The 12,818-nt window shown below is 73.0% G+C and carries 15 protein-coding genes; 10 read left to right on the top strand and 5 right to left on the bottom strand.

What is annotated here, in order from left to right:
* Nucleotides 1-18 precede the first annotated feature (18 nt).
* Nucleotides 19-342 carry a ferredoxin gene (fdxA, locus tag ABZX67_RS25390; RefSeq protein ID WP_355364105.1) on the top strand — a complete coding sequence of 108 codons (324 nt, stop codon included), beginning with the start codon at nt 19-21 and terminating at the stop codon, nt 340-342.
* 122 nt (nt 343-464) lie between these two features.
* Nucleotides 465-1,577 (top strand): succinyldiaminopimelate transaminase, encoded by a 1,113-nt coding sequence (dapC, locus tag ABZX67_RS25395; RefSeq protein ID WP_355364108.1) that lies wholly within the window; start codon nt 465-467, stop codon nt 1,575-1,577.
* A gap of 110 nt (nt 1,578-1,687) precedes the next feature.
* Here dapC and ABZX67_RS25400 read toward each other — a convergent pair whose 3' ends face one another.
* Both ABZX67_RS25400 and ABZX67_RS25405 read right to left on the bottom strand, forming a co-directional pair.
* Nucleotides 1,688-2,119, bottom strand: a complete 432-nt coding sequence (locus ABZX67_RS25400; RefSeq protein WP_355364111.1) for an ATP-binding protein — start codon at nt 2,117-2,119, stop codon at nt 1,688-1,690.
* Nucleotides 2,120-2,420: 301 nt separating this feature from the next.
* Complete coding sequence (locus ABZX67_RS25405; RefSeq protein ID WP_355364114.1) at nt 2,421-3,365, bottom strand: hypothetical protein; 945 nt, start codon at nt 3,363-3,365, stop codon at nt 2,421-2,423.
* 42 nt (nt 3,366-3,407) lie between these two features.
* Here ABZX67_RS25405 and dapE point away from each other — a divergent pair, with 42 nt between their 5' ends.
* Both dapE and ABZX67_RS25415 read left to right on the top strand, forming a co-directional pair.
* On the top strand, nt 3,408-4,499 hold the full coding sequence (gene dapE, locus ABZX67_RS25410; RefSeq protein WP_355364208.1) for a succinyl-diaminopimelate desuccinylase: 1,092 nt from the start codon (nt 3,408-3,410) through the stop codon (nt 4,497-4,499).
* A gap of 77 nt (nt 4,500-4,576) precedes the next feature.
* Nucleotides 4,577-5,347 (top strand): TIGR00730 family Rossman fold protein, encoded by a 771-nt coding sequence (locus tag ABZX67_RS25415; protein WP_355364117.1) that lies wholly within the window; start codon nt 4,577-4,579, stop codon nt 5,345-5,347.
* A gap of 44 nt (nt 5,348-5,391) precedes the next feature.
* Here the strand turns inward: ABZX67_RS25415 and folP are convergent, their stop codons facing one another.
* The gene (gene folP / locus ABZX67_RS25420; protein ID WP_355364120.1) at nt 5,392-6,252 is read right to left on the bottom strand and encodes a dihydropteroate synthase; all 861 of its coding nucleotides are present in this window, start codon (nt 6,250-6,252) and stop codon (nt 5,392-5,394) included.
* Nucleotides 6,253-6,356: 104 nt separating this feature from the next.
* Here folP and ABZX67_RS25425 point away from each other — a divergent pair, with 104 nt between their 5' ends.
* Both ABZX67_RS25425 and ABZX67_RS25430 read left to right on the top strand, forming a co-directional pair.
* Nucleotides 6,357-6,728 (top strand): hypothetical protein, encoded by a 372-nt coding sequence (locus tag ABZX67_RS25425; protein ID WP_355364123.1) that lies wholly within the window; start codon nt 6,357-6,359, stop codon nt 6,726-6,728.
* Nucleotides 6,725-7,309 carry a DNA-3-methyladenine glycosylase I gene (locus ABZX67_RS25430; RefSeq protein ID WP_355364126.1) on the top strand — a complete coding sequence of 195 codons (585 nt, stop codon included), beginning with the start codon at nt 6,725-6,727 and terminating at the stop codon, nt 7,307-7,309. The genes ABZX67_RS25425 and ABZX67_RS25430 overlap by 4 nt, the downstream gene beginning before the upstream one ends.
* Before the next feature lie 9 nt (nt 7,310-7,318).
* On the opposite strand, the gene ABZX67_RS25435 is transcribed toward ABZX67_RS25430, so the two are convergent.
* A complete protein-coding gene (locus ABZX67_RS25435) occupies nt 7,319-8,107 on the bottom strand; it encodes an enoyl-CoA hydratase-related protein (protein WP_355364129.1) in 789 nt (262 codons plus the stop codon).
* A 308-nt stretch (nt 8,108-8,415) separates the two neighbouring features.
* Between ABZX67_RS25435 and ABZX67_RS25440 the strand changes: the two genes are divergently transcribed.
* Nucleotides 8,416-8,583 (top strand): DUF3117 domain-containing protein, encoded by a 168-nt coding sequence (locus ABZX67_RS25440; RefSeq protein WP_003985072.1) that lies wholly within the window; start codon nt 8,416-8,418, stop codon nt 8,581-8,583.
* Nucleotides 8,584-8,665: 82 nt separating this feature from the next.
* On the opposite strand, the gene ABZX67_RS25445 is transcribed toward ABZX67_RS25440, so the two are convergent.
* On the bottom strand, nt 8,666-9,331 hold the full coding sequence (locus ABZX67_RS25445) for an O-methyltransferase (protein WP_355364133.1): 666 nt from the start codon (nt 9,329-9,331) through the stop codon (nt 8,666-8,668).
* A 136-nt stretch (nt 9,332-9,467) separates the two neighbouring features.
* Here ABZX67_RS25445 and sigE point away from each other — a divergent pair, with 136 nt between their 5' ends.
* The 3 genes from sigE (at nt 9,468) to ABZX67_RS25460 (ending at nt 12,791) form a co-directional block, all read left to right on the top strand.
* Complete coding sequence (sigE, locus tag ABZX67_RS25450) at nt 9,468-10,238, top strand: RNA polymerase sigma factor SigE (RefSeq protein ID WP_355364136.1); 771 nt, start codon at nt 9,468-9,470, stop codon at nt 10,236-10,238.
* Entirely contained in the window at nt 10,235-11,074 is an 840-nt protein-coding gene (locus ABZX67_RS25455; RefSeq protein ID WP_355364139.1) for a zf-HC2 domain-containing protein, read from the top strand. Before sigE ends, ABZX67_RS25455 begins: the two co-directional genes overlap by 4 nt.
* A 106-nt stretch (nt 11,075-11,180) precedes the next feature.
* Nucleotides 11,181-12,791 carry a trypsin-like peptidase domain-containing protein gene (locus ABZX67_RS25460; RefSeq protein ID WP_355364142.1) on the top strand — a complete coding sequence of 537 codons (1,611 nt, stop codon included), beginning with the start codon at nt 11,181-11,183 and terminating at the stop codon, nt 12,789-12,791.
* Nucleotides 12,792-12,818 lie beyond the last annotated feature (27 nt).

Here is a 12,818-nt window from a genome sequence, read left to right on the forward strand (position 1 = left end):
CCAAGGAGGAACGACAGCGTGACTTACGTCATCGCACAGCCTTGTGTCGACGTGAAGGACAAGGCGTGCATCGAGGAGTGCCCCGTCGACTGCATCTACGAGGGCCAGCGGTCCTTGTACATCCACCCGGACGAATGCGTCGACTGTGGTGCTTGTGAGCCGGTCTGCCCGGTCGAGGCGATCTTCTACGAGGACGACACTCCGGAGGAGTGGAAGGACTACTACAAGGCGAACGTCGAGTTCTTCGACGACCTGGGCTCGCCGGGTGGTGCCTCCAAGCTCGGCCTGATCGAGCGCGACCACCCCTTCATCGCCGCGCTTCCGCCGAACCCGAACGGCTGACAGCGCGCCCTCGGTCCCGTACGGCTTCGTCCGCTGTACGGGACCGACGTGTTTGCCCGTAGTCGTACGCCAAGAGCAGTCGTACGCATCGAAGGCGTACGGAGAGAAAGAGAGCCCGCACCGTGTCCCCCGCTTCCTCGCGTGTCTCTTCGCGCCTGCCCGTTTTCCCGTGGGACAAGCTCGAGCCGTACAAGAAGACGGCCGCCGCCCACCCGGACGGCATCGTGGATCTGTCCGTCGGCACGCCGGTCGACCCCGTCCCCGAGCTGATCCGGCGTGCCCTGGCCGGCGCCGCCGACTCGCCGGGCTATCCGATGGTGTGGGGGACGCCCGAGCTGCGCGACGCGATCACCGGCTGGTGCGAGCGGCGCCTGGGCGGGCGCGGCCTCGGGCACACGAACGTGCTGCCGGTGGTCGGCTCCAAGGAGCTGGTGGCCTGGCTGCCCACGCAGCTCGGGCTGGGTGCGGGCGACGCGGTCGCCTACCCGCGGCTCGCGTACCCGACGTACGAGGTCGGCGCGCGGCTGTGCGGCGCGACGCCGGTCGTGTACGACGACCCGACGGAGCTCGACCCGGCCGCGCTCGGCCTGAAGCTGCTCTGGCTGAACTCGCCGTCCAACCCGACGGGCCGGGTGCTCGCCAAGGACGAGCTGATCCGGATCGTCGCCTGGGCGCGCGAGCACGGCGTGCTGCTCTTCAGCGACGAGTGCTACCTGGAGCTCGGCTGGGAGGCCGACCCGGTCTCCGTCCTGCACCCGGACGTCTGCGGCGGTTCGTACGAGGGCATCGTCGCCGTCCACTCGCTCTCCAAGCGCTCCAACCTGGCCGGCTACCGCGCCGCGTTCCTCGCCGGCGACGAGGCCGTGCTCGGCGAGCTGCTCCAGATCCGCAAGCACGGCGGCATGATCACGCCCGCGCCGGTGCAGGCGGCGACGATCGTGGCGCTCGGCGACGACGCCCATGTGGCGGAGCAGCGGGCCCGGTACGCGGCGCGGCGCGCGGCGCTGCGCGGGGCCCTGGAGTCGCACGGCTTCCGCATCGAGCACAGCGAGGCGAGCCTGTACCTGTGGGCGACGCGCGACGAGCCGTGCTGGGAGACCGTCGCGTACCTGGCGGAGTCGGGGATCCTGGTGGCGCCGGGGGACTTCTACGGCGAGGCCGGGGAGCGGTTCGTGCGGGTGGCGTTCACGGCCACGGACGAGCGGATCGAGGCCGCGGTGAAGCGGCTCGGCTAGCGGCCTGGCGGCCCGCCGCGTGCACGCCGAAGGGCCCGAGGAGCGGTGCATCCGCTCCTCGGGCCCTTTCGCCGTGTCCGTGCCTGTGCCTGGGCCGGTAGGCGGCCGGGTCAGCCGAGCGCCGGGAGCCCGCCGGTCGGGAGCTGGCCGGCCGCCGGCAGGCCGCCGCCGAGCGCGTCGGTGGGCGCGGCGGAGGCGGCGCCGCCGACGAGGTCACCGGCGTTGCCCGCCGCGTCGCCGACGGTCTGCTGGGCGGCCGGGGTGGTGGACTCGCCCGTCTTGGCGACGGTGTCGCCCACGGCCGGCACGGACTTCTTCACCGTCGAGCTGCCGGCCTCGCCGGCCAGGTCGGTGGCGCCCCGGGAGGCACCGCCCACGGTGTCGGCGGCCGACGCGGTGTCGAGGCTGGAGACGCCGCCGAGGTCGGTGGCCTGGGGCAGATCCACGGCGTTTGCGGAGCCGGCCGCACCGACCACGGGAGCTGCGCCCGCTGCGATCAGCAGCGCGGCACGGGCGATCCGACGGGTCAGGGGGAGGGACATGATGCTCCTTCGACGGGAGAGGACGTTGTCTGTCCGACGATCGGACGCTGTGACAACCGGTCGGAGGGCGGGGGAGGTTGCGGTGGGCCAAGGTAAAGAGTTGGTAATGCATCGCATTATCTGCTTCCCGCAAAAACGGGCAAAGTGAGGTGTAGGGGCGGGGTGCCGGTGCCGTGTGAAGAACCGTCACTTCCCCGGCGCGGCAAGGGAAAAGGCGAGGATCGGCGCCACGCGGCGCAGGGTGGGTGGAAAAAGGGGCAGCGGCGAGTCGCCGGGTAATTCGGGAGAGTGAATTCCAGCGCTACTGTGCGACCCGGATACGGACTTCGCCGGTGTGTGCATGGTCCGTTTCGCGGGAATCGTCCGCCGCCCGCCAGCCCTCGGCCGACCGCTCCACGCTCCAGACGCGGCCCGCGTACGACACCTCCGCGATCCCCAGCGCGTCCGCCTGGGCCACGGCCCACTGCGCCAGCTCCCAGCCGCGCCGCGAGCCGCCGGTGCCGTCGTCCCCGCCCTCGCCCGCGGCCGCGCCCTCCGGCCCGGCGGACTCCAGCGACCCCGCCGCCGGCAGGGCGATCTCCGCGGAGGCCGCGCCCCCGGCCTTCGGCAGCACCTCCGCGCCGAACGACCGCACCAGCTCCGCGCGCACCTTCGCCGGGTCGCCCGCCTCCGGTACGCCGCTGCCCGGCGTGCAGGTCAGCGAGGCCGCCGAGCGCCCGGTCAGCGCCGCGGCCAGCAGCGCGGCGTTCGGCTCGTGCTTGGCGTACGCCTGCGGGAAGCCGCTGCGCTGCACGCGCTGCGCGGCGACCGTCAGCGGCAGGCGCGAGTACCCCGGGACCTCGGCGAGGCGCTCGTAGAACCGGCTCGCCGAGAAGACCGGGTCCATGATCTGCTCCTGGGTGCCCCAGCCCTGCGAGGGCCGCTGCTGGAACAGGCCGATCGAGTCCCGGTCGCCGTGCCGGATGTTGCGCAGGGCCGACTCCTGCAGGGCGGTCGCCAGCGCGATGGTGACCGCGCGCTCCGGCATCCCGCGCGTCGTTCCGACGGCGGAGATCGTCGCGGCGTTCGACGCCTGCTCGGGGGTGAGCCGGTACGTGTGCGTGCCGGTGCCCACCCTGCAGTGCGGACCGCCCTTGCCGGTCGTCATGTACTGCACGACCACGTACCCGACGACTGCCAGCAGTACGGCGAACGCGGCGACGAACCTGGGGTTGCGGGGGCGGGTGGACTCGGACACGCAGCCCACCGTACTGGAGGCCGGGATAGGCTCGTCACCATGTCCGAAACCATGCCCGCGACCGCCCCCGCAGCCACGCTGGACCTGAACCTGGACGGTCCGGCGCTGACCGCCGCGCTGGTCGACTTCCCCTCCGTCAGCGGCACCGAGAAGCCCCTCGCCGACGCGATCGAGCAGGCGCTGCGGACCCTGCCGCACCTGACGGTCGACCGGTACGGCAACAACGTCGTCGCCCGCACCCGCCTGGGCCGCGCCGAGCGCGTCGTCCTGGCCGGGCACATCGACACCGTGCCGATCGCCGACAACGTCCCCTCGCGCCTGGACGAGAACGGCATCCTGTGGGGCTGCGGCACCTCGGACATGAAGTCGGGCGTCGCCGTCCAGCTGCGCATCGCCGCGACCGTGCCGGAGCCCAACCGCGACCTGACGTTCGTCTTCTACGACAACGAAGAGGTCGCCGCCCACCTGAACGGCCTCGGGCATGTGGCCGCCGCACACCCCGACTGGCTGGAAGGCGACTTCGCGATCCTGCTGGAGCCCTCCCAGGGCGAGGTCGAGGGCGGCTGCCAGGGCACCCTGCGGGTCCACCTGCGGATGAAGGGCGAGCGGGCCCACTCCGCGCGCAGCTGGATGGGCTCCAACGCCATCCACGCCGCGGCCCCCGTCCTGGCCCGGCTGGCCGCGTACGAGCCGAGGCGCCCGGTGATCGACGGGCTGGAGTACCGGGAGGGACTCAACGCCGTCGGCATCGAGGGCGGCGTCGCGACGAACGTGATCCCCGACGCGTGCACCGTCGTCGTCAACTTCCGCTACGCGCCCGACCGGTCCATGGAGGAGGCCGAGGCGCACGTGCGCGAGGTCTTCGCGGACTGCGGCGTCGACGAGTTCGTGGTCGACGACCACACCGGCGGCGCGCTGCCCGGCCTGTCGCACCCCGCCGCGGCGGCGTTCATGGAGGCGGTGGGCGGCACGGCGCAGCCCAAGTTCGGCTGGACGGACGTGGCCCGTTTCAGCGCCCTGGGCGTGCCCGCGGTCAACTACGGCCCCGGCAACCCGCTCTTCGCGCACAAGCGGGACGAGCACGTGGCCGTCGACAAGATCACCCACTGCGAGCGGCGCCTGTACGACTGGCTCACTGCCTGACCACCGTAATTTCGCCATTCGTCATGTGCGTCGCCCTACCCTGAGCGGGAAACGATGTTCAGCGGAGGGAGCAGGTCATGGGCAACCCCGAGGCCGAGGCCGAAGGACTGCGAGCGCTCGCGGAACAGCGACTGGGGCCGGTGCTGCGCCGCCGTGAGCAGGTGCAGCCCGGTACGACCGATCAGCGGCTGCTGGACACCGCGGGCGACTCCGAGTGGGTGCACACCGACCCCTGGCGGGTCATGCGCATCCAGTCCGAGTTCGTGGAGGGCTTCGGCGCCCTCGCCGAACTCCCCGGCGCGATCAGCGTCTTCGGCTCCGCCCGCACCCCGGTGGACTCGCCGGAGTACGAGGCGGGCGTCCGCATCGGCAAGGCGCTGGTGGAGGCCGGCTTCGCGGTGATCACGGGCGGCGGCCCGGGCGCGATGGAGGCCGCGAACAAGGGCGCACGCGAGGCGAAGGGCATCTCCGTCGGGCTCGGCATCGAGCTGCCCTTCGAGCAGGGGCTGAACCCGCACGTCGACATCGGCGTCAACTTCCGCTACTTCTTCGTGCGGAAGACGATGTTCGTGAAGTACGCACAGGGCTTCGTCGTCCTGCCGGGCGGGCTGGGGACGCTGGACGAGCTCTTCGAGGCCCTGACCCTGGTGCAGACCAGAAAGGTGACCCGCTTCCCGATCGTGCTCTTCGGTACGGAGTACTGGTCGGGCCTGGTCGACTGGCTGCGGAACACGGTCATCGCGCAGGGCAAGGCGTCGGAGCGGGACCTGATGCTCTTCCACGTGACGGACGACGTGGACGAGGCGGTGGCGCTGGTGACGAAGGAGACGGGGGCGTCTCCACGCTGACGGGACCGGGACCGGGGGCGGAGCCCCCGGTCCCGCGCCGGTGTCTACGCCAGGCCCCGCCGGGCGACGGCCGGCGGGCGGTGGCCCGCGATGGAGGCCACCATGTCCAGCACCTGCCGGGTCTCGGCGACCTCGTGGACGCGGTAGACCTGCGCGCCCAGCCACGCCGAGACCGCCGTCGTGGCCAGCGTGCCGAGGACGCGCTCCTTGACCGGCCGGTCGAGCGTCTCGCCGACGAAGTCCTTGTTGGAGAGCGAGACCAGCACCGGCCAGCCCGTCTCCACCATCTCCGGCAGGCGGCGCGTCGCCTCCAGGCTGTGCCGGGTGTTCTTGCCGAAGTCGTGACCCGGGTCGATGAGGATCCCGTCGCGCCGCACACCGAGCGCGGCCGCCCGCTCCGCGAGGCCCACGGTGACGCGCAGGATGTCCGCCATCACGTCGTCGTACGTCGTGCGGTGCGGCCGCGTGCGCGGCTCCGCGCCGCCCGCGTGCGTGCACACCAGGCCCGCGCCGTACCGCGCGGCGACCTCCGCGAGCTTGGGGTCCACACCGCCCCACGCGTCGTTCAGCAGGTCCGCCCCCGCCTCGCAGACCGCCTCGCCCACCTCGTGCCGCCAGGTGTCGACGCTGATCACGACGTCCGGGTGGCGGCGCCGCACCTCGGCGACGAAGCCGACCGTGCGGCGCGCCTCCTCCGCGGCGGAGACCTCCTCGCCGGGCCCGGCCTTCACCCCGCCGATGTCGATGATGGCGGCGCCCTCTGCCACCGCCTGCTCGACGCGGGCGAGCGCGGGCTCGTCGCGGAACGTAGCGCCCTGGTCGTAGAACGAATCCGGCGTCCGGTTCACGATCGCCATGATCACCGGCTCGTGCGCCCCGAATTCACGCCGTCCCAAGCGCAGCATCCCGTTCGTCCTCCTCGCGTTACGTCGTCTGCGACCTTAGCTGTCAGTGGCACATGGCACGATCGTGAGCAGACGGTTCGGCTCTTACCGGGAGGGGCACGCCTGTGTTCTGGTTCTTGATGATCGCGATGGTCGTGGTGATCGCCGCGGTCACCCTCGCGGTGGTCGGCGGCGGTGAGAGCGAGGTCCTTCCCGAGGCGGTGCCCGAGCAGCTGGTGGACCCGCTGCCGCTCACGCGGCCCGTCGGCCGCGCCGACGTCGACGCGCTGCGCCTGCCCGTCGCGCCGCGCGGGTACCGGATGGCGGACGTCGACGACGTGCTGAGCCGGCTCGGCGCGGAGCTCGCCGAGCGCGACGCGCGGATCGCCGAGCTGGAGGCGGCGCTGGCCGGGGCCCAGGCCACCGCCGTCGGCGGGGCGGACCTCTTCGACAAGAAGCCGGCCCGCCCGGAGGACGACGAGGAGCGGGGCCGGTGACCGGCGGAGTCGTACCCGGCCCGGACGGGAAGCCGCGCTGCCCCTGGGGCGTCTCCGCGACCGAGTACGTGCCGTACCACGACGAGGAGTGGGGGCGGCCGGTCCACGGCGACGACGCCCTCTTCGAGCGGCTCTGCCTGGAAGCCTTCCAGTCGGGCCTGTCCTGGATCACGATCCTGCGACGCCGCGAGGGCTTCCGCCGCGCCTTCGCCGATTTCAAGATCGCGGCGGTGGCGGAGTTCACCGAAGCCGACCGGGAGCGGCTCCTCGGCGACGAGGGCATCATCCGCAACCGCGCCAAGATCGACGCCTGCCTCGCCAACGCGCGCGTGCTGGCGGGCTGGTCACCGGGCGAGCTCGACGCCCTCGTCTGGGGCCACGCCCCGGACCGCACCGGGCGGCCGGCACCCCGCACGCTCGCGGAGGTGCCGGCGGTGACGGAGGAGTCGACCGCGCTGTCGAAGGACCTGAAGAAGCGCGGGCTGCGCTTCATCGGCCCCACGACGGCGTACGCCCTGATGCAGGCCTGCGGACTGGTCGACGACCACCTGGCGGACTGCGTGGCCCGGCGCGCGGCGTAGGGGGCGCGGCTAGCGGCCGAGGTACTTCGGCTGCTCCTTGGCCAGGAAGGCCTGGACCGCGATGGTGTGGTCCTCCGACGCGCCCGCCTTCGTCTGGAGTTCGTCCTCCTTCTCCAGGGCCTCCTCCAGCGTGCGGGACGCGCCGTACGCCAGGGACTCCTTCAGCGCCGCGTACGCGAGCGTCGGGCCCTTGGCGAGGGTGCGGGCGACCGAGGCGGCCTCGGCGGGCAGGTCCGCGGCGGGGACCAGCCGGTTCGCGATGCCCAGCTCGTACGCCTCCTGCGCCTTGATCGAGCGGGGGAAGAGCAGCAGGTCGGCGGCGCGGCCGGGGCCCACCACGCGGGGCAGCGTCCAGGAGACGCCCGAGTCGGCGGTCAGCGCCACGCCGGCGAAGGAGGTGTTGAAGGAGGCGGTGTCGGCCACGACGCGGTAGTCGGCGGCGAGCGCGAAGCCGAAGCCGGCCCCGGCGGCGACCCCGTTCACCCCCGCCACCACGGGCTTCTGCATGCCGGCGATGGCCCGGACGATCGGGTTGTAGTGCTCGCGCACCGTGCTCATGGTCCGGCCGGAGCCGTCGCCCAGGAGGGAGATGTGTTCCTTGAGGTCCTGGCCGACGCAGAAGGCGCGGCCCGTCGCGGTCAGCAGCACCGCCCGTACCGCCGGGTCGTCGCCGGCGGCGTGCAGGGCGTCCCGCAGGGCCACCTTGGCGTCGATGTTCAGCGCGTTCATGGCGTCCGGCCGGTTGAGCGTGATCGTCGCGAGCCCCTCGCTCACCTCGTACAGCACGGTGTCGGCCATGGCGGATCCCCTCAGTCGTGACGACGGTGTCCGCTCAGCATGGCGGAGATCTTCGCCCCCCTCCATGTGACCTGCGTCAAAGAAACTCCGGTGACGCCGCCGTACGCGGCGGCGAAGTATCGCAGGCGGATCGCCGAATTATGCGGTTTTGCGAGAGCGCGTTGCGGAAGCGATGCGGTCCGATGTTGGTCATCGGGTCCCGCCATGCGGGATAATGACCTGGAAGCAATGTGTTCGATGCCGGTGATGCGTGCCCATGCCAGAGGGCCGTCGGCGACGATGAGCTGGTTTCAGGAAGGGGAACGAGCATGGCGGCCATGAAGCCGCGAACGGGTGACGGCCCGCTCGAGGTGACCAAGGAGGGGCGGGGCATCGTCATGCGCGTTCCGCTCGAAGGCGGCGGTCGGCTTGTCGTCGAGCTGACTCCGGACGAGGCGAAGGCACTCGGCGAGGCGCTGGAGAAGGTCACGGTCTGACACTGCCCACGGTTTTTCCGACAGCCCCGGCGTGAGGGTACGCGCCGGGGCTGTCGCGTTCCCGCGGCGGTACGGACGGAACCTAGCCGCGCCGTACCGCGCAGAGCAGGCCGTCGCCCACGGGGAGCAGTGACGGCAGGAGTTCCTGGCTCTCGCGTACCGTGCGCAGCAGCTCCCGCAGGCGCTGCACCTCGGCCGGCTGGGCCGCCGAGTCGACCGTGCGGCCGTCCGCGAAGACGCCCTCGAAGCAGACGAGCCCGCCGGGCCGCAGCAGGCGCAACGATTCAGCGAGGTAGTCGAGGCACTCCGTGCGGTCGCCGTCGCAGAAGACCAGGTCGTAGCCGCCGTCCGCGAGCCGGGGCAGGACGTCCAGGGCGCGGCCGGGGATGAAGCGGGCCCGGTTGCCGGCGAAGCCCGCCGCCCGGAAGGCCTGCTTGGCGAACTGCTGCCGCTCCGGCTCCGGGTCCACCGTGGTCAGGACGCCGTCCGGGCGCATGCCGTGCAGCAGGTAGATCCCCGACACCCCGGTGCCGGTCCCGATCTCGGCCACCGCCTTGGCGTCCGCCGTGGCCGCCAGCAGACGCAGCGCGGCGCCGGTGCCTGGCGACACCGAGGGCAGCCCTGCCTCCCGGGCCCGGTCACGGGCCCAGCGCAGTGCTTCGTCCTCGGCGACAAAGGCGTCGGCGAACGCCCAGCTCGTCTGCCGGTTGGCGGTAATGACCCTCTCCTGTCCCCGTAGTTGGCGCAACGGTGACTGTATCCGCTCGGGGCCGGGAACCCGCAGATGGGACCGGGCGTTAAGGAGGGGCAGAGGGATCAAGACACGGGAGACGGTCCCAAATTCACGTAAAGATTCTTATCCGGAGCTAACGGGCGAGGTGGCTATGGTAGGGGCTCCACTGGACACCACCAGAGCCGACAGGGGAGGTGCGGCTGCGCCTGTGGATCGGGGAGGAGTGCCGCTGCTGCGGCGCTTTCTCAGGTCGGCGGGTGAGCCGAAATCCGTGACCTACACCGCTGACCGTTCTCACGCCGTCGACGACTCCGCACCCACCACCGCGACCTTCGCCTCGGATGCGGAATCGCAGGCGTGGGCTCCGCCCTCGTGGGAGGAGATCGTCAGCACCCACAGTGGCCGCGTCTACCGCCTCGCGTACCGCCTGACCGGCAATCAGCACGACGCCGAGGACCTCACCCAGGAGGTCTTCGTCCGCGTCTTCCGCTCCCTGTCGACGTACACGCCGGGCACGTTCGAGGGCTGGCTGCACCGCATCACCACCAACCTCTTCCTGGACATGGTCCGCCGCAAGCAGCGCATCCGGTTCGACGCGCTCGGCGACGACGCGGCGGAGCGGCTGCCCAGCCGCGAGCCGTCCCCGCAGCAGGTCTTCCACGACACGCACTTCGACGCCGACGTGCAGCAGGCGCTCGACACGCTCGCGCCCGAGTTCCGCGCCGCGGTCGTGCTCTGCGACATCGAGGGGCTGTCGTACGAGGAGATCGCCGCGACCCTCGGGGTGAAGCTCGGCACCGTCCGCAGCCGCATCCACCGCGGCCGCTCCCACCTGCGCAAGGCCCTCAAGCACCGGTCGCCCGAGGCCCGCGCCGAGGGGCGCGCGTTCGCGGCCGTGGGCGGGGAGGGCGGACCCGCGTGAGTGGCACACGTCCGACCCCCGCGGAACAGCATCTGGGGGACCGGCTCGCCGCGCTGGTGGACGGCGAGCTCGGCCATGACGCCCGCGAGCGGGTCCTCGCGCACCTGGCGACCTGCGCCCGGTGCAAGGCCGAGGCCGACGCCCAGCGCCGGGTGAAGAGCGTCTTCGCCCAGGCCGCCCCGCCGCCGCCCTCCGAAGGGCTGCTCGCACGCCTCCAGGGGTTGCCCGGGGGTCCTGCCGGGCGCGATGACGACGACGAACGACGCTCCGGCGGCGGACCGGGCGGACGGAGACCCTTCGCCGACGGAGTCTTCGAGGTGACCCGCGACGGCTTCGCGCTGCCCGGCGGGCCCGGCTCCGGCTTCCCCATCCACGAGGTGGGACGCCCGGCCGCGGACCGCTCGCCGTGGCGCGGGCGCCGGTTCGCGTTCGCCGCCGCGAGCGCCGTGTCGTTCGCGGCGATCGCCCTGGGCGGCGCGCTGCCCACGGCCGCCACGCTCGACACCCGGGGCGAGGGCGGCAACAACGTCACTCCCCTGCGTACCCCCGGCCAGACGGCCAACGCCACCACCAACGCCGCGAGCGACCGCCGCCGCGGCGGCCTCCCCGCCAACGGTGGCGGCACCGCTACCCCGTCCCCGTTCGTGCGGACGCAGGCGCGGCAGACGGGCGCCCCGCCCTTCCTCCCGGCGACGCTCCCCGCGACCTCGCTGACGGGCGCGGTGCCACCGGCGCCGCGGGCCCCGCGGCTGCACCTCGCCACGGCGCCGGGCCTGGGCACCGTCGCCACGACGGCGCCGTCGCAGGGCGTTGTGCCACTGATCGTCCGACGCTGACCGGGAGCCCTGCGCGAGGACCACGGACCTGGTTGAATCCATGCCGCAGGGCGCCTTGAGCTCGACAAGGCGCGGGACGGGACAGCAGCACGGCAGCGGGGAGCACATGAACGACGGGAAGCCCACCGGTACGAAGCCGAAATGGTGGAGCCGTCCGGCCCGCCCCGCCCCGGCGTCCCCGCCGGCGCCCGACCATCAGCCGGCACCGGTCGCGGCGCCCGTACCGGTCGCGGAGCCGGCGCCGGTCGCCGAGGCCGCGCAGCCCGTACCGGCCGCCGCGCCGCCGCAGCCGCAGCCGTTGCACGAGCCGGACGAGTACCGCACGCCGCCGTACGGGGAGCCCGGGCCCTGGGCGCCCGCACCCCCCGTGCAGCGGCCGGTGGCGACCCCGCCGCACGGCACGCAGGTGCCTCCGGCACCGCAGGCACCCGCCGTACCGGCCGTACCCGCCGTACCCGCCGTACCCGCCGTACCCGCCGTACCTTCCGTAACCTCCGCACCGCCCGCGTACGGAGCCCCGACCCAGTGGCTGCAGTACGACCCCTGGAGCAGCCCGGGCGGCCGCCCGCAGCCGCTCACGCACGCCGGTGAGCCGCCCGCGCGCAAGGCCCCCCGGCGCGGGCTCGCGCTCACCGGCGCGCTGCTGCTCGCGCTGGTCAGCGGCGTCCTCGGCGGTGGCGTCGGCGCGTACATCGAGCGCCACGGCGGGCTCACCACCGTCGAGCTGCCGCAGGCCGGCCCCGAGGGGGCCGACCGCGCCCCGGACAGCGTCGCCGGGATCGCCGCCAGCGCCCTGCCCAGCGTCGTCACCCTCCACGTGAGCGGCGGGGGCGAGCAGGGCACCGGCACCGGCTTCGTCCTCGACGAGCGCGGCCACATCCTCACCAACCACCACGTCGTCGACCCCGCCGGCGCCTCCGGCGACATCACCGTGACCTTCAGCAGCGGCGAGACGGCCTCCGCGAAGCTCATCGGCAAGGACAGCGGCTACGACCTCGCGGTCGTCCAGGTCACCGGGGTCTCCAACCTCAAGCCGCTGCCCCTCGGCAACTCCGACAACGTCCGCGTCGGCGACCCGGTCGTCGCCATCGGCGCGCCCTTCGACCTCCAGAACACCGTCACCTCCGGCATCATCAGCGCCAAGGAGCGGCCCATCACGGCGGGCGGCGAGAAGGGCGACGGCAGCGACGTCAGCTACGTCGACGCGCTCCAGACCGACGCGCCGATAAACCCCGGCAACTCCGGCGGCCCGCTCGTCGACTCCAAGGCCCGCGTCATCGGCATCAACAGCGCCATCCGCGCCGCCGACAACGGCGCGGGCCTCGACGGCGGCCAGGCGGGCTCGATAGGGCTCGGTTTCGCCATCCCCATCAACCAGGGCAAGCGCGTCGCCGAGGAGCTGATCAACACCGGTAAGGCCACCCACCCGGTCATCGGCGTCAGCCTCGACATGAAGTTCGGCGGCGACGGCGCCCGCGTCGGCGAGAAGGCCCAGGACGGCAGCCCGTCCGTCGTCCCCGGCGGCCCCGCCGCGCAGGCCGGCATCCGCCCCGGCGACGTCATCACCAAGGTGGACGGCCAGCGGGTGCACAGCGGCGAGGAGCTCATCGTCAAGATCCGCGCCCACCGCCCCGGCGACCGGCTCCGGCTGACGCTGGAGCGCGGCGGCAAGGAGCAGACGAAGACGCTGACCCTGGGCTCGTCCTCCGGTGGCTGAACGGCCACCCGGCGGTAACCACCAGGT

This window comes from Streptomyces sp. NPDC003036, assembly GCF_040611175.1.
In the GTDB taxonomy this organism is placed as follows: domain Bacteria; phylum Actinomycetota; class Actinomycetes; order Streptomycetales; family Streptomycetaceae; genus Streptomyces.